The sequence below is a fragment of the Streptomyces sp. NPDC018045 genome (assembly GCF_044327445.1).
Taxonomy (GTDB): domain Bacteria; phylum Actinomycetota; class Actinomycetes; order Streptomycetales; family Streptomycetaceae; genus Streptomyces.
Window position 1 is genome coordinate 309,723 of record NZ_JBIRFL010000007.1, and the last position, 21,687, is coordinate 331,409.

Annotated in this window: 23 protein-coding genes and 1 pseudogene; 19 read left to right on the forward strand and 5 right to left on the reverse strand. The window is 73.6% G+C overall.

Annotation, left to right across the window (positions count from 1 at the left end):
• Nucleotides 1-19 precede the first annotated feature (19 nt).
• The 5 genes from ACH4EB_RS19770 (at nucleotide 20) to ACH4EB_RS19790 (ending at nucleotide 4,567) form a co-directional block, all read left to right on the forward strand.
• A complete protein-coding gene (locus ACH4EB_RS19770; RefSeq protein WP_398348820.1) occupies nucleotides 20-1,129 on the forward strand; it encodes a FecCD family ABC transporter permease in 1,110 nt (369 codons plus the stop codon).
• Nucleotides 1,129-1,923, forward strand: a complete 795-nt coding sequence (locus ACH4EB_RS19775) for an ABC transporter ATP-binding protein (protein WP_398348821.1) — start codon at nucleotides 1,129-1,131, stop codon at nucleotides 1,921-1,923. The genes ACH4EB_RS19770 and ACH4EB_RS19775 overlap by 1 nt, the downstream gene beginning before the upstream one ends.
• Nucleotides 1,924-2,012: 89 nt before the next feature.
• Nucleotides 2,013-3,062 carry an ABC transporter substrate-binding protein gene (locus ACH4EB_RS19780; protein WP_398348822.1) on the forward strand — a complete coding sequence of 350 codons (1,050 nt, stop codon included), beginning with the start codon at nucleotides 2,013-2,015 and terminating at the stop codon, nucleotides 3,060-3,062.
• 21 nt (nucleotides 3,063-3,083) lie between these two features.
• Entirely contained in the window at nucleotides 3,084-3,539 is a 456-nt protein-coding gene (locus tag ACH4EB_RS19785) for a Fur family transcriptional regulator (protein WP_398348823.1), read from the forward strand.
• A gap of 47 nt (nucleotides 3,540-3,586) precedes the next feature.
• The gene (locus ACH4EB_RS19790; RefSeq protein ID WP_398348824.1) at nucleotides 3,587-4,567 is read left to right on the forward strand and encodes a YgfZ/GcvT domain-containing protein; all 981 of its coding nucleotides are present in this window, start codon (nucleotides 3,587-3,589) and stop codon (nucleotides 4,565-4,567) included.
• Between the two features lie 53 nt (nucleotides 4,568-4,620).
• Here ACH4EB_RS19790 and dtd read toward each other — a convergent pair whose 3' ends face one another.
• Entirely contained in the window at nucleotides 4,621-5,046 is a 426-nt protein-coding gene (gene dtd, locus ACH4EB_RS19795) for a D-aminoacyl-tRNA deacylase (RefSeq protein ID WP_398348825.1), read from the reverse strand.
• A gap of 309 nt (nucleotides 5,047-5,355) precedes the next feature.
• Between dtd and ACH4EB_RS19800 the strand changes: the two genes are divergently transcribed.
• The 5 genes from ACH4EB_RS19800 (at nucleotide 5,356) to ACH4EB_RS19820 (ending at nucleotide 9,562) form a co-directional block, all read left to right on the forward strand.
• Nucleotides 5,356-5,898 carry an ABC transporter substrate-binding protein gene (locus tag ACH4EB_RS19800; protein WP_398348874.1) on the forward strand — a complete coding sequence of 181 codons (543 nt, stop codon included), beginning with the start codon at nucleotides 5,356-5,358 and terminating at the stop codon, nucleotides 5,896-5,898.
• Between the two features lie 53 nt (nucleotides 5,899-5,951).
• Nucleotides 5,952-6,932: an asparaginase gene (locus tag ACH4EB_RS19805; RefSeq protein ID WP_398348826.1), complete on the forward strand. Its 981-nt coding sequence runs from the start codon at nucleotides 5,952-5,954 to the stop codon at nucleotides 6,930-6,932.
• A gap of 73 nt (nucleotides 6,933-7,005) precedes the next feature.
• Nucleotides 7,006-8,247: a GNAT family N-acetyltransferase gene (locus ACH4EB_RS19810; protein WP_398348827.1), complete on the forward strand. Its 1,242-nt coding sequence runs from the start codon at nucleotides 7,006-7,008 to the stop codon at nucleotides 8,245-8,247.
• Nucleotides 8,248-8,382: 135 nt separating this feature from the next.
• The gene (locus tag ACH4EB_RS19815) at nucleotides 8,383-8,814 is read left to right on the forward strand and encodes an ankyrin repeat domain-containing protein (RefSeq protein WP_398348828.1); all 432 of its coding nucleotides are present in this window, start codon (nucleotides 8,383-8,385) and stop codon (nucleotides 8,812-8,814) included.
• Nucleotides 8,815-8,995: 181 nt separating this feature from the next.
• Complete coding sequence (locus ACH4EB_RS19820; protein ID WP_398348829.1) at nucleotides 8,996-9,562, forward strand: NADPH-dependent FMN reductase; 567 nt, start codon at nucleotides 8,996-8,998, stop codon at nucleotides 9,560-9,562.
• A gap of 180 nt (nucleotides 9,563-9,742) precedes the next feature.
• On the opposite strand, the gene ACH4EB_RS19825 is transcribed toward ACH4EB_RS19820, so the two are convergent.
• Both ACH4EB_RS19825 and ACH4EB_RS19830 read right to left on the reverse strand, forming a co-directional pair.
• Complete coding sequence (locus tag ACH4EB_RS19825; protein ID WP_398348830.1) at nucleotides 9,743-9,946, reverse strand: hypothetical protein; 204 nt, start codon at nucleotides 9,944-9,946, stop codon at nucleotides 9,743-9,745.
• Between the two features lie 85 nt (nucleotides 9,947-10,031).
• Nucleotides 10,032-11,417, reverse strand: coding sequence for a carotenoid oxygenase family protein (locus tag ACH4EB_RS19830; RefSeq protein ID WP_398348831.1), 1,386 nt, complete (start codon nucleotides 11,415-11,417; stop codon nucleotides 10,032-10,034).
• Between the two features lie 348 nt (nucleotides 11,418-11,765).
• Between ACH4EB_RS19830 and ACH4EB_RS19835 the strand changes: the two genes are divergently transcribed.
• The 8 genes and pseudogenes from ACH4EB_RS19835 to ACH4EB_RS19870 all read left to right on the forward strand — a co-directional run bounded on the left by ACH4EB_RS19835 (nucleotide 11,766) and on the right by ACH4EB_RS19870 (nucleotide 17,043).
• Nucleotides 11,766-12,635, forward strand: coding sequence for a putative protein N(5)-glutamine methyltransferase (locus tag ACH4EB_RS19835; RefSeq protein WP_398348832.1), 870 nt, complete (start codon nucleotides 11,766-11,768; stop codon nucleotides 12,633-12,635).
• Between the two features lie 289 nt (nucleotides 12,636-12,924).
• A complete protein-coding gene (locus ACH4EB_RS19840) occupies nucleotides 12,925-13,821 on the forward strand; it encodes an RNA polymerase sigma-70 factor (RefSeq protein ID WP_398348833.1) in 897 nt (298 codons plus the stop codon).
• On the forward strand, nucleotides 13,809-14,297 hold the full coding sequence (locus tag ACH4EB_RS19845; protein ID WP_398348835.1) for an SRPBCC family protein: 489 nt from the start codon (nucleotides 13,809-13,811) through the stop codon (nucleotides 14,295-14,297). The genes ACH4EB_RS19840 and ACH4EB_RS19845 overlap by 13 nt, the downstream gene beginning before the upstream one ends.
• Nucleotides 14,298-14,474: 177 nt before the next feature.
• Nucleotides 14,475-14,804 carry a deoxyxylulose-5-phosphate synthase gene (locus ACH4EB_RS19850; protein ID WP_398348836.1) on the forward strand — a complete coding sequence of 110 codons (330 nt, stop codon included), beginning with the start codon at nucleotides 14,475-14,477 and terminating at the stop codon, nucleotides 14,802-14,804.
• Between the two features lie 270 nt (nucleotides 14,805-15,074).
• Nucleotides 15,075-15,191 (forward strand): annotated as a pseudogene (locus ACH4EB_RS19855) (zinc-binding dehydrogenase); the annotation flags it as partial.
• A gap of 295 nt (nucleotides 15,192-15,486) precedes the next feature.
• Complete coding sequence (locus ACH4EB_RS19860) at nucleotides 15,487-15,921, forward strand: helix-turn-helix domain-containing protein (protein WP_398348837.1); 435 nt, start codon at nucleotides 15,487-15,489, stop codon at nucleotides 15,919-15,921.
• Between the two features lie 34 nt (nucleotides 15,922-15,955).
• The gene (locus ACH4EB_RS19865; RefSeq protein ID WP_398348838.1) at nucleotides 15,956-16,573 is read left to right on the forward strand and encodes a hypothetical protein; all 618 of its coding nucleotides are present in this window, start codon (nucleotides 15,956-15,958) and stop codon (nucleotides 16,571-16,573) included.
• A gap of 128 nt (nucleotides 16,574-16,701) precedes the next feature.
• Nucleotides 16,702-17,043 (forward strand): DUF2516 family protein, encoded by a 342-nt coding sequence (locus tag ACH4EB_RS19870; RefSeq protein WP_398348839.1) that lies wholly within the window; start codon nucleotides 16,702-16,704, stop codon nucleotides 17,041-17,043.
• A gap of 17 nt (nucleotides 17,044-17,060) precedes the next feature.
• Here the strand turns inward: ACH4EB_RS19870 and ACH4EB_RS19875 are convergent, their stop codons facing one another.
• Nucleotides 17,061-18,482, reverse strand: coding sequence for a PP2C family protein-serine/threonine phosphatase (locus tag ACH4EB_RS19875; protein WP_398348840.1), 1,422 nt, complete (start codon nucleotides 18,480-18,482; stop codon nucleotides 17,061-17,063).
• A gap of 419 nt (nucleotides 18,483-18,901) precedes the next feature.
• Entirely contained in the window at nucleotides 18,902-20,146 is a 1,245-nt protein-coding gene (locus tag ACH4EB_RS19880) for an NlpC/P60 family protein (protein WP_398348841.1), read from the reverse strand.
• Nucleotides 20,147-20,488: 342 nt separating this feature from the next.
• On the opposite strand from ACH4EB_RS19880, the gene pstS reads away from it, so the two are divergent.
• On the forward strand, nucleotides 20,489-21,616 hold the full coding sequence (pstS, locus tag ACH4EB_RS19885; protein WP_398348842.1) for a phosphate ABC transporter substrate-binding protein PstS: 1,128 nt from the start codon (nucleotides 20,489-20,491) through the stop codon (nucleotides 21,614-21,616).
• Nucleotides 21,617-21,687: the final 71 nt, after the last annotated feature.

Consider the following 21,687-nt stretch of genomic DNA (forward strand, 5'->3'; position numbering starts at 1 on the left):
GCCGAAGGCGTACGTCCTCTTGGCCGCCTCCGCCCGTACCGCAGATCCCGCCCACGGCGCGGACCCCGCCGGCGCCCGGCCGCGTACCGGCTCGCCGGTGCCCACCGGGCCGCTGGTCGCCGGGCTCGCCGTCGTCCTGCTCGCCTCGCTGGTGTGCGGCGTCGGCCTCGGCGCCGCCGGCATCGGGTGGGATGAGGTGCTGCGCCACCTCGGCTCCGGGCTGAGCGGCGGCACCATCACCTCCGACGAGGTCTCCGCGTACACCATCGTGTGGGAGCTGCGCTTCCCGCGCGCGCTCCTGGCCGCCGTCGTCGGCGCGGGGCTGTCCGCCATCGGCGTGGCCGTCCAGGCCCTGGTGCGCAATGCCCTCGCCGATCCCTTCGTACTCGGCATCTCCTCCGGCGCGGCGGTCGGTGCCAACGCCGTCCTGCTCTTCGGCTCGCTGGCGGCGCTCGGCGTCTGGGCGCTGTCCACGGCCGCCTTCGGCTCGGCGCTGCTGGCCATGGCGCTGGTGTACGCGGCGGCCCGCAGCGCGCACGGCCTGACGCCGCTGCGGCTGGTGCTGACCGGCTCCGCGATGTACTACGGCTTCTCCGCACTCTCCACCCTGATGGTCTTCGCCGCCGACCGGGGCGAGGCGGCGCGCTCCGCCATGATGTGGCTGCTCGGCAGCCTCAGCGGGGCGGGCTGGGGCTCACTGCCCGTCGCCGCGGCGGCGGTGGCCGGCGCGCTGCTGTACCTGATGCTCTCCGCGGGCCGCCTGAACGCGCTCGCCATGGGCGACGAGTCGGCCGCCGCGCTCGGCGTGGACCCCGGACGGCTGCGGCGGGAACTGTTCGCGGTCACGGCGGCCGTCACCGGCGCGGTGGTCGCGGTCAGCGGGGCGATCGGCTTCGTCGGGCTGATGGTGCCGCATGTGACCCGGATGCTGGTGGGCGCCGGGCACCGCCGGGTGCTGGCGGTGGCTCCGCTGCTGGGCGCGGTGCTGATGGTGTGGGTGGACGTCCTGTCCCGGGTGCTGCTGGCGCCCGTCGAACTGCCGGTCGGGGTGATCACCGCCGTGATCGGCGTACCGGCCTTCGTCCTCCTGATGCGGCGCCGCGGCTACACGTTCGGGGGCGGGGTCTGATGCGGGTCGACATCGACGCGGTGTCCGTGGACGTGGCCGGTGCCCGGCTCGTGCACGACATCACCCTGCGCGCGGACAGCGGCCGGGTCGTCGGGCTGGTCGGGCCCAACGGCAGCGGCAAGTCCACCCTGCTGCGCTGCGCCTACCGCGCGCTGCGCCCGGCCGCCGGGACGGTGCGGCTGGACGGCACCGACCTGCACACCATGGGCGTACGCGAAGGGGCCCGGCACCTGGCCGCGCTGCCCCAGGAGTCGGCGACCGAGTTCGGGTTCACGGCCGCCGAGGTCGTCGCGATGGGGCGGCTGCCGCACCAGCGCGGGTCCGGGCGGCCGAGCGCGGCGGACCTCCGGGTGTGCGAGCGGGCGCTGGTACGGACCGGCGCGGCCCACCTGGCCGAGCGCTCGTTCCTGAGCCTGTCCGGCGGGGAGAAGCAGCGCGTCCTGATCGCCCGCGCGCTGGCCCAGGAGCCGCGGGTGCTGGTGCTGGACGAGCCGACGAACCACCTCGACATCGCCCAGCAGCTCGAACTGCTGGCGCTGGTGCGGGACAGCGGACTGACGGTGCTGACCGCGCTGCACGACCTGAACCTGGCCGCCGGGCACTGCGACGAGCTGTACGTCATCTCCGGCGGGCGCATCGTCGCCTCCGGCGCGCCGCACGACGTGCTGGGGCCGGAGCTGCTGGCCGAGGTGTTCGGGGTGCGCGCACACCGCGTACCGCACCCCGAAACCGGCGCCGTACAGCTCCTGTTCGACCGCCTGCCCGGCCGTACCGCCCCGTCGGCCGCCTCCTGACGACCGCCGCGCCCCCCGGACCAAGCCCCCTACAACCTGCCGTACCAACCCCCGCGAAGCCCGTCGTGAAGCCCGCCCCGAGGAGCCCCATGCGCACCCGCCACCGCACCGCCGCCCTGCTCACCGCCCTCACGCTCGCCGCGCTCACCGGCTGCGGCGCGCACGTCGCCGAGGACGGCAAGGACGGCGCGGCCAAGGCGTCCGGGCCGAGCGGGTCCGGTCACTACCCGGTGACGGTCGAGAACTGCGGGACGAGGACGACGTACGACAAGGCGCCCCGGCGGGTGGTCACCAACGACGTCGGGATCGCCGACATCATGTTCGCGCTCGGCCTGGAGGACCACATGGCCGGGTACGTCATGCCGGAGTACCGGGGCCGGATCGACGCCGTCGCCTGGAAGGACGCGTACGCCAAGGTGCCCTGGCTCTCCAAAAAGGCGATCACCAAGGAGATCGCCCTGGACGCCAGGGCCGACCTGGTCTTCGCGGGCTGGAACTACGGCTTCGGCGAGGACAGCGACGTCACCCCCGCCTCCCTGAAGAAGCTCGGCATCGGCAGCTACGTCCTGACCGAGTCGTGCCGCAACGGGGCCGACGGCCGTCAGGGCGGCGCGCGCGGCGTGATGCCGCCGCTGGACGCGCTCTACACCGACCTGAAGACCCTCGGGAAGATCTTCGACGTCGAGGACCGGGCGGACGCGCTGATCGCCACGTACCGCAAGCAGGTGGCCGACGCCCAGGCCAAGGCGCCCGAGGACGGCGCCCGGCCCACCGTCTTCCTCTACGACGGCGGCCAGGACAAGCCGATGACCTCCGGCCGCTTCGCCGGGCCGCACGACATCATCACCAAGGCCGGCGGCGACCACGTCATGAAGGACCTCAAGGACTCCTGGACCACGGTCGGGTGGGAGACGGTGGTCGAGCGGGACCCGGACGTGATCGTCATCAACGACTACGGCACACCGACCGCCGAACAGAAGAAGGCGTTCCTGAAGTCGTACGCGCCGCTGAAGAACGTCTCGGCGGTCAAGAACGACCGCATCTACGTGATGGACTACGCCGACCTGGTGGAGAGCCCGCGCAACCCGGCGGCCGTCACCGCCCTCTCCGGCTACCTGCGGAGCGTAGGCGGGCGCTGAGCACCCTCCTACACTGTGAGCGTGGTGAGCAGCGACTGGCAGAGCGACCTCCGCAAGCGCGGGTACCGGCTGACCCCGCAGCGACAGCTCGTGCTGGAGGCGGTGGACAAACTCGAACACGCCACCCCCGACGACATCCTCACCGAGGTGCGCAGGACGGCGGGCGGCGTGAACATCTCCACCGTCTACCGGACGCTGGAGCTGCTGGAGGAGCTGAACCTGGTCAGCCATGCCCACCTCGGGCACGGCGCGCCCACGTACCACCTCGCCGACCGGCACCACCACATCCACCTGGTGTGCCGGGACTGCACGGACGTGATCGAGGCCGATCTGTCGGTCGCCGAACCGTTCACGGCGACGCTGCGGGACACCTTCGGCTTCGACACGGACCTGAAGCACTTCGCGATCTTCGGACGCTGCGCGGCGTGCACCGGCAAGCGCGCGGCGCCGACGCCGGACGACCGGCCGCGCGCCTGACACCGGGGGCGCGCCGGCCACCTTCCCGCCGGTCGTAGGCTGGGGGCATGCCGCGCCAACGTGAAGCCAGTCCGCTGCTGTCGCTGCCCGGTGCCGTTCCAGCCGAGGCCCCCGACGAAGGGGTCGCCGCACACTACGGCGACCTGTTCCGCGAGCAACGCGCCCTCGCGGACGGCCGCGGATTCGTCGACCTCTCGCACCGCGGTGTGGTCACCGTCAGCGGCCCCGAGCGGCTGAGCTGGCTGCACCTGCTGCTGACGCAGCACGTCACCGACCTCGCGCCCGGCCACGCCACCGAGGCGCTGATCCTCTCCGCCAACGGCCACATCGAGCACGCCCTCTACCTCGTCGACGACGGGGAGACGACCTGGCTGCACACCGAGCCGGGCGACGAGGAGGCGCTGATCGCCTACCTGGAGAGCATGAAGTTCTTCTACCGCGTCGAGGTCGCCGACCGTACGGACGCCTACGCGGTCGTCCACCTGCCGGCCGGCTCCATCGCCGAGGCGCCGAAGGACGCGGCCGTCCGGGAGACCCCGCACGGCCGGGACCTCTTCCTGCCCCGCGCCGGTCTGGAGAGCTTCGCCGCGGCCCACGGCCCGGCCGTCGGCACCCTGGCCCTGGAGGCGCTGCGCGTCGAGGCGCACCGGCCGCGCCTGGGCATGGAGACCGATCACCGCACCATCCCGCACGAGCTGGGCTGGATCGGCACCGCCGTGCACCTCCAGAAGGGCTGCTACCGCGGCCAGGAGACCGTGGCCCGCGTCCACAACCTGGGGAAACCGCCGCGCCGCCTGGTCTTCCTGCACCTGGACGGCAGTGAGGTGCACCTGCCGCCGCACGGCGCCCCCGTGCGGCTCGCCGCCGACGGTGCCGAGGGCCGCCAGCTCGGCTTCATCACCACCTCGGCCCGCCACCACGAGCTGGGCCCCATCGCGCTGGCCCTGGTCAAGCGCAACGTCCCGATCGACGCGCCGCTGCTCGCGGAGAGCACCGCGGCGGCGCAGGAGGTCGTGGTCGAACCGTAGGGGCGGCCGGCGCCCTGGCCGGCCAGGGCGCCGGGCCGGCCGGGCGCGGGCGCTCAGACCTCCAGGAGGACCGTGAACGGACCGTCGTTCGTCAGCGTGACCTTCATGTCCGCGCCGAAGCGGCCCGTGGCCACCTCGGCGCCCAGGGCGCGGAGCCGGGTGACGACCTCGTCGACGAGGGGTTCGGCCACCGGACCGGGGGCCGCCGCGTTCCAGGTGGGCCGACGGCCCTTGCGGGCGTCACCGTAGAGAGTGAACTGGCTGATCACCAGCAGGCCCGCACCCGTGTCCGAGCAGGACTTCTCGCCGTCCAGGACACGCACCGACCACAGCTTGCGGGCGAGCTGCGCCGCCTTCGCCGGAGTGTCGTCGTGCGTCACCCCGACCAGCACGCACAGCCCCGCACCGACGATCTCCCCGACCGTCTCGCCGTCCACCTCGACGCGTGCGCCGTCCACCCTCTGCACCACAGCTCGCATACCGCCCATGATGCACGCCGCCGCCGGGGCCCTGACAGCCCCGCCCGTCCGGGGCCGTTCGGGTGCCATGGCCATGGCTGGCCCTGCGGACGGCCCGCCCGCAGTGGCACGATGCGTGCACGCGGTGCGTCGCGCGGACAACGTGCCCGCACGACCGCACCGGACGAGGGGACGGAACGACTCATGAGCACTGCCGGACCCGGGCACACCCCCGGACCCGTACCGATCGCCCGTACGGCGCCCACGGCGGCCCGTACGACCCCGCAGGCCCCGGCGCCCGCCGGGCCCGCCCGCACGGAGGACGGTCCCATGTTCCAGGCAGGCACGGCACCGCACCGGCCGCCGCTGCAACGCGACCGCTTCCGCCCGGTCCCGCGGCCCGACCTGCGTCTGCTGGGCCTGCCCGACCTGCGCGTACTGCGGCGCGAGGCGCAGCGCGAGGAGGCCGATCTGAGCTATGTGCGGCGGCTGCTCCAGGGCCGGATCGACATCCTGCGGGCGGAGAGCACCCGCCGTACGGCCCCGCACTCGCCCCTGCTGGACCGGCTCCCGGAGATCCTGACGGACGAGCCGTCGCGGCACCGCTCCTCGGCCCGCCACGTGACGCTCGGGATGCCGCACAGCGAGGAGTACCGGCAGCTCGCGGAGCAGATGCTCGGGGAGGTGGAGCTGTCGGACCTCACCGCCCGTACGGACCAGGAGCTGCACGACGCGATGGGCCGCCTGGTCCGCTACGAGCAGCAGGTGTCCCGGCGGCGCCAGGCGCTGCAGCGGACCGCCGACGATTGCAGTGCAGAGATCGCCCGCAGGTACCGTGAAGGTGAAGCACAAGTAGACGATCTGCTCTCCTGACCCGGTGGCCGCACCGCTCCGGGGGGCGCGGATCACCTCCCGGAAGGCCGCCGATGAGCTCCACCACCGTTACCGAAGGGCCCGCCCCGGCCGGTATATCCCCCGTCCTCGCCGAAGTCGTGCGTTCGGGCTTCGTCGAGGGCCGGCACCGCGGCGCGCTGGTGGTCCTGGCGGCGGACGGCAGCGTGCAGACCGCGCTCGGCGATGTGACCTCCCCGGTCTTCCCGCGCTCCGCCAACAAGCCGATGCAGGCCGCCGCCATCCTGCGGGCGGGGCTGGACCTGTCGGGCGAACGGCTGGCACTGGCCGCCGCCAGCCACTCCGGCGAGGGCTTCCACCTCGACCTCGTACAGAAGATGCTCAGCGAGCACGGCCTGTCCGCCGAACTGGTGCGGACCCCGCCGGACCTGCCGCTGGACCCGGTGGAGGCGGAGACGTACCTGGCGTCCGGCCGGGCGCGCGAGTCGCTGACCATGAACTGCTCCGGCAAGCACGCCGCCATGCTGGCCGCCTGCGCCGCCAACGGCTGGCCGCTGGACACCTACCTCCACCCGGACCACCCGCTCCAGCGGCTCGCCCTGGAGGCGGTGCGCTCCGCGAGCGGCGAGCGCGTCGAGCACATCGGTACGGACGGCTGCGGCGCGCCGCTGATGGCGATCTCCCTGACCGGCCTGGCCCGCTCCTTCCGGCACTTCGTGCTGGCCGACGCCGGTACGCCGGAGCGGCGCGTGGCCGACGCGATGCGCGCCCACCCGGAGTACGTGGCCGGCACCCGCCGCCCCGACACCTGGCTCATGCGGGCGCTGCCCGGCGTGCTGTCCAAGATGGGCGCGGAGGCCGTGCAGGCGGTGGCACTGCCCGACGGGCGGGCGCTGGCGTTCAAGGTGGACGACGGCGCGACCCGCACGCTCGGCCCGATACTCGGCCGGGTGCTGCGCCTGATGGGCGTCGAGTCGCCGGTGCTGGCGCGCATCGAGGAGGCACCGCTGCTCGGCGGCGCCGAGCGCGTCGGGGAGATCCGCGCGGCGTTCTGAGGCGGTACGGCGCCCGGCCCGCCCCCCCGATATTGCCGCGCGGGCGGGCCGGCGCCGTCGCTACCGTACGGCCATGGGCATCGAGCTGCGTACGGTCGGCGACACGGATCTCCCCAACTGGACACGGGCCATGGCGGTGGGCTTCCTGCGGCCGCCGGAGGTGTCCAAGGAAGAGATCGAGCTCCGCCTCGGCACGTACGACCCGGACCGCACCCAGGGCGCGTACGACGACGGCCGCTGTGTCGCCACGTTCCGCAGCTTCGCGCAGGAGCTGACCGTCGTCGGCGGGGCGGCGGTGCCCGCCGACGCGGTCTCGAACGTGACGGTCTCCCCCACCCATCGGCGGCGCGGCCTGCTCAGCCGGATGATGGCGAACGACCTGCGGGCCGCGAAGGAGCGCGGGGACGCCCTCGCCACGCTGATCTCCGCGGAGTACCCGATCTACGGACGGTACGGCTTCGGCCCGGCCACCTGGTGCACCGAGTGGCACATCGACGTGGCGCGCGCCAGGCTGGATCCGCGGTACGCGGGCCCGGACGACGGCGGCCGGGTCGACTTCGCCGACGCCGACGAGGTGCGGGAGGTCGGCCCCGCGCTGCACGACCGGTTCCGTGCCGGGCAGCCCGGCGCGATCGACCTGCCCCCCTCCTGGTGGCAGACCCACACCGGTGCCGTCCCGCTCCCGCAGATCCCCGCCAAGGAGCGCTTTCACGCCGTCCACCGGTCCGCGTCCGGCGAGGTCGGGGGCCTGGTCACGTACCGGGTGGACGACGTGTGGGAGCACAAGCTGCCGCGGAACACCGTCATCGTCGACCGCCTGACCGCGACGACCCCGGCCGCCGAGCGGGCCCTGTGGCGGTTCCTGTGCTCGATCGACTGGGTGCTGCACGTCAGGACGGGGCTGCGCGGGCCCGGCGACCTGCTGCCGTTCCACCTCGGCGACCCGCGCGCGGCGCGCACCGCGCAGCACGCCGACTTCCTGTGGATCCGGCCGCTGGACCTGCCGCGGCTGCTGGCGGCCCGGACGTATCCGCTGAGCGGTTCCCTGGTCCTCCAGGTGCGGGACGCGGCCGGCCTGGCCGACGGGCGGTTCCTGCTGGAAGCCGGGCCGGAGGGTGCCACCTGCACGCGTACGCGGCGGAGCGCGGAACTCACCCTGGACGCCGGTGCCTTCGCGGCGCTCTACCTGGGCGACGAGTCCGCGGTCCGGCTGGCCGCGCTGGGCCACGTCGACGAGGAGCGGCCGGGCGCCCTGGCGACCGCCGACCTCCTGCTGCACACGGCGCGCCGGCCGTGGTGCCCGGACAGCTTCTGACGCGCCGCCGGACGCGGCCCCGGCGCGCGCCGAGGCCGCCCGGCAGGTGTGCTGAATAGGGTGGCGGGGACAAGTAAAGGCCCAGGCGGGAGTTGCAGGACACCGCCGCACCACCAGAGCAGGAGGCCGGCGACCATGAGTGACGCGAACACGGAGCCACAGGGTCCCGACACGACCGAGCACGCGCACGACCCCGAGGTGCTGCAACTCGCGGCCAAGGTCTTCGACCTGGCGCGGCACGGTGACACCGACACCCTCGCCGCGTACGTGGACGCCGGTGTGCCCGCCAACCTCACCAACGACAAGGGCGACTCCCTGGTGATGCTCGCCGCCTACCACGGCCACGCCGGCGCGGTGACGGCCCTGCTGGAGCGCGGCGCCGATCCGGACCGCCCCAACGACCGGGGCCAGACGCCGCTCGCCGGGGCCGTCTTCAAGGGCGAGGACGCGGTCGTCCGCCTCCTGGTGGCGCACGGCGCCGACCCGTCCGCGGGAACGCCGTCGGCGGTGGAGACGGCCCGGATGTTCCAGAAGGCCGATCTGCTGGCGCTGTTCGGGGCGGAGTGACCCCGGGGCGTCCGGGGGCGGCGGGGCGGGAGGGCGGCGGGGCGGTGGCCCCGCCGGGGCCGGCCCGCCGGAGCGGCGTGAGCCCAGGGCCACTCCTTGACATCAACTTTGGTTGAGGTTTTAGCGTCTGGTTCCGAAGCCGACCGCCGGTTTCGCTCCACCGCCTTCTGGAGGCCCCGCCATGCCCGAGCGCCCCTTCACCCTCGCCGTCATCGTCGGCAGCACCCGCGAGGGCCGGTTCGCACCCGTCGTCGCGAACTGGTTCGCCGGGCACGCCGGCCGACGCGCCGACGTCGTGACCGACGTGATCGACCTCGACGAGATCCGCCCCTACGAACTGCGCTACGGCAGCGAGGAGATGGCGGCCTACGCCAAGCGCGTCGGCACGGCGGACGCGTTCGTCGTCATCACCCCCGAGTACAACCACTCCTTCCCCGCCCCGCTCAAGCACGCCGTCGACCTGCTGCGCGAGGAGTGGCAGGCCAAGCCGGTCGGCTTCGTGTCGTACGGCGGGATCTCCGGCGGCCTGCGCGCCGTCGAGCAACTGCGTCTGGTGTTCGCCGAGTTGCACGCGACGACCGTGCGCGAAACGGTCAGCTTCCCGATGGCCGGCCGCCTCTTCGACGACGAGGGGGCGCTGCGCGAGCCCCTGGACGCCGACCGGGCCGCCACCGTGCTGCTGGACCAGCTCGCCTGGTGGGCGCACGCGCTGCGCGAGGCGCGGGAGGCGCGGCCGTACGGGGGGTGAGTCCGTACGGTCCGGCCGGCCCGGTTCTTCGCAGGTGGGGCACGATCCCGCACGGGGGTCGGGCTCGTGCCCCGCGTGGCGGCCGGACCGCGGAGGGCCGGCCGGACCGCGCAGCGGAGCCGGACCACGTGCGGGCGCCCGGACCGCGTGCGGGCGCCCGGACCGCGCCGGGGCGACTCGCTACCCCCGCTCCTCCGCGTACCGCTCCCGGGCGGCCGCCAGCGACCGGTCGAAGCCGCGCTGGGTGGCGTCGCACCAGTGCATCAGGTCGGCCAGTACCCGCTGGAGCGTCTCCCCCGGGCTCGCCCGCCAGCCCTCTTCGGAGAGCGTGTACGTCTCCAGCGCCGCCCCGGCGCGCGCCACCCGTTCGTCGTTCCCGGACATGCCGTCCCCTTCCGTCGCCGTCCCGACACCGTACCAATGCAAACGCATCGGAAAAACCGGGGGCAACGGTTTCCCTCCTCCGCGCTCACTCCCGGTCCGGTATCCAGGCGCCATGGAACCCGACCGGCACCCGCACCGGCAGGTGCACCCGGGCGACCGGCTCGCCCGTGAAGTCCCGGGCGTGGAGCACGACCAGATCCGTGGCGTCACGCTCCGGGTCGAGCACGTACGCCAGCAGCCAGCCGTCGTCCTCGGCGGCGTCCGGGCCGGCGGGCACGAACACGGCCTCCCCCACGCCGCCCCACGGCGAGAAGCGGCGCACCTCGCTGGTGCCGCGCGCCAGGTCGTACTTCAGCAGCCCGGCCCCCACCCGCTCCGTCCCCGGGAACTGCGCCACCCGCACGTCCGCGGCGCCGGACTCCAGCACCGCGTACCCGTACCGGTGCGGCAGCGTCAGCCGCCGCGGGTCCACCCGCGGCAGTTCCACCGGCCGGTCGTCCACCCGCTCCCGCCGGACCCGGCCCGCCCGGAGGTCCACCGTCCACCGCTCCAGCGCGGGCGGCGCCCCGTCCGGACCCGTGCGCCCCTTCGCGAACAGCCGGTCGTAGCGCACCAGATGCACGACGATCCGGCCGCTGCCGTCCTCCGTCTCGTACGCGTTCATCGGATGGAAGACGAAACACGGGTCGATCTCCAGCCACCGCACGTCCGACGCCTCCCCCTCGCGCGGCAGCACACCCAGCCGGGCCGGGCGCCCCGGCTCCCACACGTACGGGAAGGACGGGCCGATTCCCACACCGCCCGGGTTGAAGACCACCGGCAGGTCGTACAGCAGCACATGTCGCTCGGTCAGCGAGAAGTCGTGCATCATCGGCCGCCCGTCGACCGGTATGTCCACGCGCCGCCGGATCCGGCCGTCCGTCCCCGCGACCAGATACTGCACGTACGGCCAGGCCCAGCAGTACGCCACACAGTGCAGCTCCTCGGTGTCCGGGTCGATGGTGGTGTGCGCGGCGAGGCCGCCCGGCAGGGTGCCGGCGAAGTCGAAGGGGCCCACCGTGTCCAGCTCACCGTCCAGCTCGTACGGCAGCGCGCCGCCCTCGACCAGCGCGAGCAGGCGCCCGGCGAAGCGCGTGACGTGCGTGTTCGGGGCGAAGTCCATGTCCAGGTGGCGCGGGCCGTGCAGGATCTTCTCGCCCAGCCGCAGCGCCATCGCGTCGGACCGCACCCAGCGGTTGCGGTACCACTCGGCGCGGCCGCCGCGCAGCCGTACGCCGTGCAGCATCCCGTCGCCGCTGAACCAGTGGTAAGCCGCCGGGTCGTCCACGCCCAGCGGATTGGGCCCGTTGCGGACGTAGCGCCCGTCCAGCTCCTCCGGAATCCGGCCGGTCACGGCCACGTCGTACGCGGTGGTCTCCTCCCGCACCGGGGCGAACAGCCCCCGCATGTAAGGGTTCTCGGCACCCGCCACAGCCGCCCGCCTTCCCGGCCACGCGCCGCGGTGACCCGCCGGTCACCACCTCCCGCGGTGGCCCCCGCCTCCACCCTCCAGCCCCGGCACCGCCACGTCGAGACCGGCGACGGCCCGACGGGCGCGAAGCCCGCCACCGCGCGCCCCCTGGCCGGGGCCCCGGCCCGCGCATCCGCCCCGCCCCGGCCCCCTGGTTCGGGTAAAGTGACCAGCCCACACAGTGGACGACCAAGGAGGTGAGACCCATTACCGCTGTCCAGGCCGGGTGCTCTCACCCCACGGCTGAACGGTCCCTCCGAGGCAGGTGACCGCGAGAGCGCCCTTCGGCACCCCGAAAGGCTCGACCGCATGTCGCTTCCCCCGCCCTCTCCCTCCCCCGCCGCCCCCGCCCTCGACGGCCTCGTCGCCCGACTCCGCGCGGCCGGCTGCGTGTTCGCCGAGGACGAGGCACACCTCCTCGCCACCACGGCCCGCACCCCGTCCGACCTCACCGCCATGACGGACCGCCGGGTCGCCGGCCTCCCCCTCGAACAGGTCATCGGCTGGGCCGAGTTCTGCGGCCTGCGGATCGCCGTCGACCCCGGCGTCTTCGTCCCCCGCCGCCGCACCGAGTTCCTCGTCGGACAGGCCGCCGCACTGCTGCGCGCCCGCGCCGCGGCCGGACCGCGGCCCGTCGTCGTCGACCTGTGCTGCGGTACGGGCGCGGTCGGCGCGGCACTGGCCGCGGCCGTGACCGGCCCCGCGGCCCCGGCCGCCGCACCGCCCGCCCCGGCTCCGCGTATCGATCTGCACGCCACCGACATCGAACCCGCCGCCGTACGCTGCGCCCGCCGCAACATCCCGCCCGCCGCCGGCCGGGTGTACGAAGGGGACCTCTACGCCCCGCTGCCGCCCGCCCTGCGCGGACGCGTCGACCTCCTCGTCGTCAACGCCCCCTACGTCCCGACCGAGGCGATCGGCCTGCTGCCCCCGGAAGCCCGCGATCACGAGCCCCGTGTGGCGCTCGACGGCGGCACGGACGGCCTCGACGTCCAGCGCCGGGTGGCGGCCGGCGCACTCCGGTGGCTCGCCCCCGGCGGCCACCTCCTGATCGAGACCAGCGAACGCCAGGCCCCGCACACCCTCGAAGCCTTCCGCCGCAACGGCCTCGCCACCCGGCTGGTGACGGACGACGACCTCTGCGCCACGGTCGCCATGGGCACCAGACCGCCGCACTAGGCGGCGGGCCCGCGCGCTGGGCACCGGACCCTCCGCCGGGCACCGCACCCTCGCCCCAGGCGCCGGGCCGGCCGGGCCCGTACCGCCGCCGCTCCTTCCCCCTCCGGAGCGGGTCCCCGGCGGTACGGGCCCACTCGCCCGCCCCGGGCGGCGCCGCCCGTCCGCTGTGAGGCGGGCCACACCGGCGACCTGTCACGCTTTTGCGACACGGGGTGTCTCCATGACATCCGAGGAAAGGAGCCGGCTGCCATGCAGGGGTGCCAGAGCCCGCCCGACGTGGGGGTACACCGTGGCTGAGGACGCCTTCACCGAGCACCGTTCGCTGCTGTTCACCATCGCCTACGAGATGCTGGGCAGCGCCGCCGACGCCGAGGACGTGCTCCAGGAGAGCTACCTGCGGTGGAGCGCGGTCGATCCGGCCACGGTCGAGCATCCGCGCGCCTACCTGGTCCGCACCGTGACCCGGCAGGCCCTCAACCACCTGCGCGCGGTCAAGGCGCGGCGGGAGGACTACGTCGGCATGTGGCTGCCGGAGCCGATCCGTACGACGCCGGGGGTGAGCGAGGACGCGCTGCTGGCCGAGTCGGTGTCGATGGCCATGATGCTCGTCCTGGAGACGCTGAACCCGACCGAGCGCGCGGTGTTCGTGCTGCACGAGGTGTTCGGCTACACCCACGCCGAGATCGCCGCCTCGATCGGCAAGACCGAGGTCGCCGTACGGCAGATCGCGCACCGCGCGCGGCGCCACGTCCACGCGCGGCGCCGCCGCTTCGAGCCCGTCTCGGACGCCACCGGGGAGGTCGTCCAGCGGTTCCTGGCCGCGGCGGCCACCGGTGAGATCCAGTCGCTGATGGACCTGCTGGCGCCCGACGTCGTGGTGATCTCCGACGGCGGCGGGAAGGCGGCCGCCGCCCGCCGCCCGGTCACCGGCCGCACCGAGGTCGCCCGGTTCGTCCTCGGCGTGTACCGCACCAGCGCCGCCACCGCCCGCGTCGAGCCCGCCACGTACAACGGCATGGCCGCGGCGCGGTTCGTGACGGACGAGGGGCTGGACTGGCTGGTCGCCTTCGAGGTCCGCGACGGGCGGATCACCGGCCTCTACGGCGTCCGCAACCCGGACAAGCTGCACCGCGCCGACGCGGTGCGCACACTCGACAGAGGAGGACCCCAGCCATGGAAACCATGACCGTGGAACGCGTCATCGACGCCCCGATCGCAACGGTGTTCGCCTGGCTCACCACGACCACCCACTACACCCGCTCGCCCCTGGTGGTGCGCTGCCGCCTGACCCGGCACGGCGAGACCGCGCCCTACGGCGTCGGCGCGGTACGCAGCCACCTCTGGCTGATCGGCTGGTTCCGCGAACGCATCACCCAGTACGACCCGCCGTACGCCACCGAGTACGTCGTCGAGCGCAGCCTGCCGCCGTCCCGGCACGAACTCGGCCGTATGACGTTCACCGAGACCGCCGACGGCGGCACCCACGTACGGTGGACCACCCGCGCCGAAATCCCCGTCCCCCTCATCGGCGGCTTCCTCACCCGGTCCGTCGCACGACCGATCATCACCCGCACCTTCGCCAACATCCTCACCGCCGCCTCCACAGCGCTGACCGCCCCCACCCGCCCCACACCGGACGCCCAGGTCCCACCACCTCGGTGACGGCGCACCACGCCGGGCCACGGGACGCGCCGGGCGGTCACCGGGGCGCGCGCGGACCCGTGGCGTGCCTGAGCGCTTCAGCCGGCCGGTCGAGCGGGACGGCCGATCCCCCCCGACCGAGCCCTCCGCCCCAGGAAACCCACTGGCGGACTTCACAACGATCTATAGGCTGACCAGGTGACCAATGGGAAAACCTCGTACGTCTGCCTCTCCTGCCGGGTCTCGTACAAGCAGCCTCACGACCGGGCGAGACAGCGTGTCTGCCCGCGCTGCGCGGAGCCGATGATCCATGCGGGATCGGCGTTCGCGGCGCCCCGGCGGCGGGACGTCGCGGCATGGCGGACGCTCACCGTGCTGCTGAACGCCGGCGTGGGCTTCCACAAGAGCTGCTGCGGCGGATCCGGATACCGGCCCCGAACGCTGCGTGCCGTACGCGAACGCATGACGTACGCGCGGCGCAGCGGCACGACGGTCGCCGAGGCACTCGCACTCCGAGACGTGCCCTGACGGTCACGGAACACTCAACCGGCCCATCGAACGGTCGGGGCCCACTCACGGTGGGGCAGGGGAAGGGTCCAACCTGCGGCACCTCAGGTCCAGCGAGACGATGCGCAGCCGTCTGCCCCGCTTGAGACGAGGCATCGGCTGCTTGCCACACCAAAGGTGACGAGCCCAGCCGGTGACCACGGGAACGCCGCGCCGACCGAGTGCCCCGGCGGGGGCCTCAGTCGCTGCGGGCGACCGGCTCGGGACCGGCGGTGTCGAGCGCGTCGAGGTCTCGTCGAACAGGGCAGCCTCCGGGTCCATGTGCGGGAGACGTGCCCGTCCGAACGCGTCGCCGACGCGCACCGGTTGCTCGACGCCGGTCACCTCCGGGGCAAGCTCGTCCTCACCGCCCGGCCCCGTCGTGGGGCCTCGACCGTCCGGCACGTCGAGGGGCCTCGCGTGAGCGCGGCCGCGGCGGCGTTCGTGGCAGAGGCGCCTCAGGATGACCGAGACACCGCACCGGATGCCCGGGATCGAGTGAGGCGTGCAACCACATGCCGCACGACGACCGCCACCGCCTCAGCTCCCCAGAGACGCGACACGAACCGCTCACCGGCCAACCGAAGCGCTCGGCCCCCACGCCCTGCGCCACTTTTGCTAGCGCTCGCTTGCAATAGTTAGCACGATGGCGCACCATCGGGGTATGGCATCACTCAACGTCGGCAATCTCGGCGAGTTCCTGCGGGAGCAGCGGCGCACCGCGCAGCTCAGCCTGCGGCAGCTCGCGGATGCCGCCGGGGTGTCCAATCCGTACCTCAGTCAGATCGAGCGCGGGCTGCGCAAGCCGAGCGCGGACATCCTGCAGCAGCTCGCCAAGGCGCTGCGGATCTCCGCCGAGACGCTGTACGTGCAGGCCGGGATCCTCGACGAGCGGAAGGTGGACGGGGTCGAGGTGCACACCGCGATCCTCACCGACCCCGCGCTGACCGAGCAGCAGAAGCAGGTGCTGCTCCAGATCTACGAGTCCTTCCGCAAGGAGAACGGACACGGGAGCGGACGCGGCGAGAGCGGTGGCGCCACGGCGCCCGAGCCCGCTCCGGACGCCCGAGAGGCCGACGGCGACCCGCACGCCACCTGAGCGACCGACCACCGATTCCAGGAGGAACCACGCCATGGCCATCACCGACGACCTCCGCAAGGCTGTCACCGACCCGACGCCGCTGTACGCCCTCGCCGGCGGTGTGGACCTCGCCGCCGAGAAGGCCAAGGAGTTCCCGGCTCTGGTCGAGAAGATCCGCGAGGAGGCCCCCAAGCGCTTCGAGGCCGTCCGCAACACCGACCCGAAGGTCGTGCAGGACCGCGTCACCAAGGAGGCGAAGGAGGCGCAGGACTGGATCACCCGGCAGTTCGGCCTGCTCGACGCCGACTTCAAGAAGCTGAGCCAGCAGACGCAGGACCTCGTGCTCCAGGGCGTGGGCCGGCTGGCCGAGACCGCCGTCAAGGCACGGGAGGGCTACGAGGGTCTGGCCGACCGCGGTCGCGGCGCGGTGCAGAACTGGCGCAGCGATGCCGCCGACGCCACCGAGGACCTCGCCGTCGCGATCGAGCCGGAGCCGAAGCAGGAGCCCGTGACGGAGCCCGTGACGGAGCCCCGCCCCGTGGTCCCGGGCGTGACCGGCCCGGTCGGCGCGGAGGGCGGCACCGAGGCGAAGACGGCTCCGGCCAAGAAGACCACGCCCGCCAAGAAGACGACGGCCAAGAAGACCACGCCGGGCGAGAACGACAAGTAACGACAAGCAAGGGTCGGGGCCCCAGGCTCTGACGACTCCGCGACAGCGGGCCGGGCACGCGACGCGTGTCCGGCCCGTTCTCCGGGTACGGTGGGCCGACGACGGACCGAGTCGAACGGGTGGTGGCAGTGCTGATCTACGGATTCCAGAACGTGCTGAGCTGGGTGCAGCTAGTGCTGGCCGTGTACGCCGCCGTGATGCTCGTCGACGCAGCCGTGCGCCGGGAGGACGCCTACCGGGCGGCCGACAAGCAGACCAAGGGCATGTGGCTGATCTTCCTGGTGCTGGCCACCGCGCTGCTGTTCCTGCTGCCGCTGATGTCGTTCCTGCCGGTCATCGGGCTGATCGCCGTGATCGTCTATACGGTCGACGTGCGGCCCGCGCTCAAGGGCATCGCCGGCGGCCGGGGCCCGCGCCGCGGCGGGTCGAGTTCCGACGGTCCGTACGGGCCGTTCAACGGCGGCCGGTAGCGGCGCGAGCGCGTCCGTCAGTTCCGTGCGCGTTCCCGGTCCAGCAGGAGGACGGCCACGTCGTCCGTCAGCTCCCCGCCGTTGAGGTCCCGCACCTCCGTGACCGCCGCGTCGAGCAGGTCCTCGCCCCGCAGCCCGGCGGCCATCCGCCGCCCCACCAGTTCCGCCATGCCTTCCTGGCCGAGGCGCTGGTTGCCGTTGCCGACGCGGCCTTCGATCAGGCCGTCCGTGTACATCATCAGACTCCAGGCGCCGCCCAGCGCGACCTGGCGGCGCGGCCAGCGGGCGTGCGGCAGCAGGCCGAGCGCCGGGCCGCCGTCCTCCTGCGGGAGCAGCCGCGGCGCCCCGCCGGACCGGGCGAGCAGCGGCGCGGGGTGGCCGGCCAGGCACACCCCGGCGTGCCGCCCGTCCGGCGCGATGTCCACCAGGCACAGCGTCGCGAAGATCTCATCGTCGGCGCGCTCGTTCTCCAGGACCTTCTGGAGGGTGCACAGCAGGGCGTCACCGCACAGCCCGGCGAAGGTCAACGCCCGCCAGGCGATGCGCAGTTCCACCCCGAGCGCGGCCTCGTCGGGGCCGTGGCCGCAGACGTCGCCGATCATCGCGTGCACGGTGCCGTCGGCCGTCCGTACGGTGTCGTAGAAGTCGCCGCCGAGCAGCGCGCGGCTGCGTCCGGGGCGGTAGCAGGCCGCGAAGCGCAGGTCGGAGCCGTCCAGGAGCGGCGTGGGCAGCAGGCCGCGCTCCAGGCGGCGGTTCTCCTGGGCCAGCATCCGCGACTCGGTGAGCTGCCGCTGCGCGAGGTCGGCGCGCTTGCGCTCGACGGCGTAGCGCACCGCCCGGCTGAGGACCGCGCCGTCGAGTTCGTCCCGGAAGAGGTAGTCCTGCGCGCCGACGCGGACGGCCTCGGCGGCCCGCTCGGCGTCGGCCTCGGAGGTCAGCGCGAGGACGGCGTGGGAGGGGGCCAGCCGCAGCACCGCGCGCAGGGCGCCCAGTTCGTCGTGACCGCCGTCCTCCGCCGCCGCGGGTCCGTCCCGGTCCGTACGCTCCCGCGTGCCCGCGGGCGCCAGGTCGAGCAGGATGCAGTGCACGTCGTCGGTGAGCAGCCGCTCCGCCTCGGTGAGGTTGCGGGCCGTACGGACGCGGACCTTGCGGCCTTCCCAGTCCCGCGTCTCGGGCACGGAGCTGGTGGGGTCCTCGCCTATGAGCAGCAGGGTCAGGCCGGTGTCGCCGGAGCGGGAGGCGGCCGAGGAAGCGGGCGCGGCGGGGCCGGGGTGCGTGGCTTCGGGGCCGGCGGCGGCAGAGGCGTCCGGGCCGCCCACGGCGCCCGCGGGCGCCGCCGCCGGTCCGGCCGCGCGCGCCGCGTCGTCGCGCGCGTCGCCCGCCGGCGCCGCCTCCTGCGGCAGTACGGCCGTCCGCTGGCGCGGAATGGGTACGGACATGCTCTGCTTCCTTCCCTCCCCCCGAGGGTGCACCGGCCCGCCGAACGGCGCGCCACTGTGCCCGGTTCCGCCGCCGCCCGGCGGTCGGTCCGGGCAGTGCGCCAACCGGGCACCGAGAGGTGACCATAGCGCTAGCGCGGAGCCTTACGGAATGGTCGGCGGCACCCGCCACTTGTCATATGCCATCCCCCACACACCGTGTGACCTGGAAAAGCGGGACCGCGGAATGACGAACATCACCCCGACCGCGTCAGGTTGGCCCCCCGCGCCCCGTGACGAAACGCACGTACCCCTCACGCTGCGTAGGGAACCGCGGACTCCGTCGCGCACGGCGGCACGAGCCCCGCCACGCACGGCCCGAGCCGCGGCCCGCACGGCACCGCACCCCCTACGTGCGCCCCCGCACACCGCCCCGGCCCCTACTGGTCGGGCCGCACCACCCCGAGGACCGGCATCGACCCGGCCCCGGTGACGGTGATCTGCCGGCCCGGCCGTGGCGCGTGCACGATCGCGCCGTCACCGATGTACATGCCGACATGGCTCGCGTCGGGGAAATAGATGATCAGGTCGCCCGGGCGCATCTCCCGCACGCCGACGCGCGGCAACTGACGCCACTGCTCCTGGGACGTCCGCGGGACCGGCCGGCCGGCCGCCTGCCAGGCCCGCATCGTCAGGCCCGAGCAGTCGAAGGTGTCCGGGCCCTCCGCGCCCCACACGTAGTCCTTGCCGATCTGCGAAGTCGCGTACGCCACGGCCTTCTTGCCCGCGTCCGAGGCATGCGCGCCGATGTCCTTGAGCACACCGGAATCCAGCCACTTCTGCTGCTCCTGGAGCGCCCGCGCGTCCTCCAGCTTCTTCAGCCGCTCCTTCTCCCCGGCGGCCAGCTCCGACTCCCGCTGCTGTGCGGCCTCGATCTTCTTGCGGACATCGAGCTGCGCGGCCCCGGCCTTCCTGCGGTTCTCCTCCAGCCGCTCCCAGCGGTCGGTGGCGTCCTGCGCGTACCCGTCCAACGCCGACCTGGTGCGCGCGAGTTGATCGCTCAGGTCCTTCGCGGCGTGCTGGCCCTTGCGCACCAGAGTGGCGTTGTCGAGGAAGCGCTCGGGGTCCTCGTTGAGCATCAGCCGGGCCTCGGGGGGAATGCCGCCGCCCCGGTACTGCGCGCTGGCCAGCGCGCCCGCCTGCCGCTTGAGTTCGTCCATCGTCCGCTGCGTCCGGTCGATGGTCCGCGCCAGCTTGACGATCTCCTTCTGCTGGAGGGCGACCTGCTCCTGCGCCGCGTTGTACGCCTCGGTGGCCCGCTCCGCCGTGCGATAGAGACCTTCGAGCTCCTTGCGCACCTCTTCGAGACGCTTTTCGGACACGGCCGGGCCGGGATCGGCGTACGCGGCCGGAGCCGTCCCGCCGAGGATTCCGGTCACCCCCAGGACCACCGCCGCCGCGGCCGGCACGCTGCCGCGCGGCTTCCGCACACCCCGCCGGCTCCCCGCGCCCGCCCGGCTCCGTTCCCCCGGCTCCCGCGGCGCGTCCGCCGCACCCGCCCGGTCCCGTACGTCGCGTTTGCCGTACCCGCCGTGCTTGCCCCGCCCTGCCCCCTGCCGCCCCACCAGCCACCTCCGGTCGGTCCGCACCGATTCGCGCACCTCTACAGGCGCGGATGCTGCCATACCGGCGGGTAATCCGACAGAGCAACGCGGAGGATTCCGGACCGTTCGTACGCCGCCCCCATCCGACGGCCGAGGTTCACCCCGCGTTCACTCTCCTCCATCGGCCGCTTCACCTGATCTGCCTAATTTCGGCCGTACCGAGCGGCGCGCCCCTCCTGCGGGGGGAACGCGGCACGGCATTGCTTGAACCACCGGGCCACCGGCCCCCGCGACCCTTGCCCGATCCCCGCGGCCGCCGCACAGTGACCGCAACGTCACCACCCGGTCGCCGCGCCGACGACCAGCCGAATCTCCACCCCGCACGCCGACCAAGCGGCGCGCCCCAGGAAGGAACTCACGACAGTGAAGCTGCTGCAGCGCAAGAACCGGGCTCGCGCCCTCGCCGTCGGCGCTCTCGCCGTCACCGGTGCCCTGACCCTGTCGGCGTGCGGCTCCGACGACACCAGTGGTGGCGGCGGGGCGGCTTCCGCGGCGAAGACCGGCGACATCAAGTGCGAGGGCAAGGGCAAACTGCTCGCGTCCGGCTCGTCCGCGCAGAAGAACGCCATGGACGCCTGGGTGCAGGCCTACTCGGGCGCCTGCAAGGACACCGACATCAACTACCAGCCCACCGGCTCCGGCGCGGGCATCACCACCTTCCTCCAGGGCCAGACCGCCTTCGCGGGCTCCGACTCGGCGCTCAAGCCCGAGGAGGTGGAGAAGTCCAAGAAGGTCTGCAAGGGCGGCCAGGCGATCAACCTGCCCATGGTCGGCGGCCCGATCGCGGTCGGCTACAACGTGCCCGGCGTCGACAACCTCGTACTGGACGCGCCGACCCTCGCCAAGATCTTCGACTCGGAGATCACCAACTGGAACGACGAGGCAATCAAGAAGCTCAACCCGGACGCCAAGCTGCCGGACCTCAAGATCCAGGCGTTCCACCGCTCCGACGACTCCGGCACCACCGACAACTTCACCAAGTACCTCAAGGGCGCCGCCCCCGACGCCTGGAAGCACGAGCCGGGCAAGACCTGGGAGGGCAAGGGCGGCCAGGCCGCGTCCGGCTCGGCCGGTGTGTCCTCGCAGGTCAAGCAGACCAGCGGGGCCATCTCCTACTTCGAGCTGTCGTACGCCACGGCCGGCAAGCTCAACACCGTCAAGCTGGACACCGGCGCCAAGGACCCGGTCGAGGCCACCGTCGACAACGCCTCCAAGGCCATCGCCGAGGCCAAGCAGGTCGGCAAGGGCAGCGACCTGGCACTGAAGCTGAACTACACCACCAAGGCCGAGGGCGCCTACCCGATCACCCTGGTCACGTACGAGATCGCCTGCGACAAGGGCAACAAGGCGGAGACCCTGCCCGCCACCAAGTCCTTCCTGACCTACATCGCCGGCAAGGACGGCCAGAACGCCCTCGGGGAGCTGGGCTACGCGCCCCTGCCGGCCGAGATCGCCGACAAGGTCCGCTCGGCCGTCGCCGCGCTCTCCTGACCCACCGGGCGGCGGCCCGCGTCCCGCGCAGGCCGCCGCCCGTCCGGTGCACCGCCGCGCCAGGAGCCCCC

Coding starts and splice junctions, on each gene's coding strand:
- ACH4EB_RS19775 (WP_398348821.1), top strand. CDS start 1,129: ATGCGGGTCGACATCGACGCGGTGTCCGTGGACGTGGCCGGTGCCCGG.
- ACH4EB_RS19780 (WP_398348822.1), top strand. CDS start 2,013: ATGCGCACCCGCCACCGCACCGCCGCCCTGCTCACCGCCCTCACGCTC.
- ACH4EB_RS19790 (WP_398348824.1), top strand. CDS start 3,587: ATGCCGCGCCAACGTGAAGCCAGTCCGCTGCTGTCGCTGCCCGGTGCC.
- dtd (WP_398348825.1), bottom strand. CDS start 5,046: ATGCGAGCTGTGGTGCAGAGGGTGGACGGCGCACGCGTCGAGGTGGAC.
- ACH4EB_RS19800 (WP_398348874.1), top strand. CDS start 5,356: ATGTTCCAGGCAGGCACGGCACCGCACCGGCCGCCGCTGCAACGCGAC.
- ACH4EB_RS19805 (WP_398348826.1), top strand. CDS start 5,952: ATGAGCTCCACCACCGTTACCGAAGGGCCCGCCCCGGCCGGTATATCC.
- ACH4EB_RS19810 (WP_398348827.1), top strand. CDS start 7,006: ATGGGCATCGAGCTGCGTACGGTCGGCGACACGGATCTCCCCAACTGG.
- ACH4EB_RS19815 (WP_398348828.1), top strand. CDS start 8,383: ATGAGTGACGCGAACACGGAGCCACAGGGTCCCGACACGACCGAGCAC.
- ACH4EB_RS19820 (WP_398348829.1), top strand. CDS start 8,996: ATGCCCGAGCGCCCCTTCACCCTCGCCGTCATCGTCGGCAGCACCCGC.
- ACH4EB_RS19825 (WP_398348830.1), bottom strand. CDS start 9,946: ATGTCCGGGAACGACGAACGGGTGGCGCGCGCCGGGGCGGCGCTGGAG.
- ACH4EB_RS19835 (WP_398348832.1), top strand. CDS start 11,766: ATGTCGCTTCCCCCGCCCTCTCCCTCCCCCGCCGCCCCCGCCCTCGAC.
- ACH4EB_RS19845 (WP_398348835.1), top strand. CDS start 13,809: ATGGAAACCATGACCGTGGAACGCGTCATCGACGCCCCGATCGCAACG.
- ACH4EB_RS19860 (WP_398348837.1), top strand. CDS start 15,487: ATGGCATCACTCAACGTCGGCAATCTCGGCGAGTTCCTGCGGGAGCAG.
- ACH4EB_RS19865 (WP_398348838.1), top strand. CDS start 15,956: ATGGCCATCACCGACGACCTCCGCAAGGCTGTCACCGACCCGACGCCG.
- ACH4EB_RS19875 (WP_398348840.1), bottom strand. CDS start 18,482: ATGTCCGTACCCATTCCGCGCCAGCGGACGGCCGTACTGCCGCAGGAG.
- ACH4EB_RS19880 (WP_398348841.1), bottom strand. CDS start 20,146: ATGGCAGCATCCGCGCCTGTAGAGGTGCGCGAATCGGTGCGGACCGAC.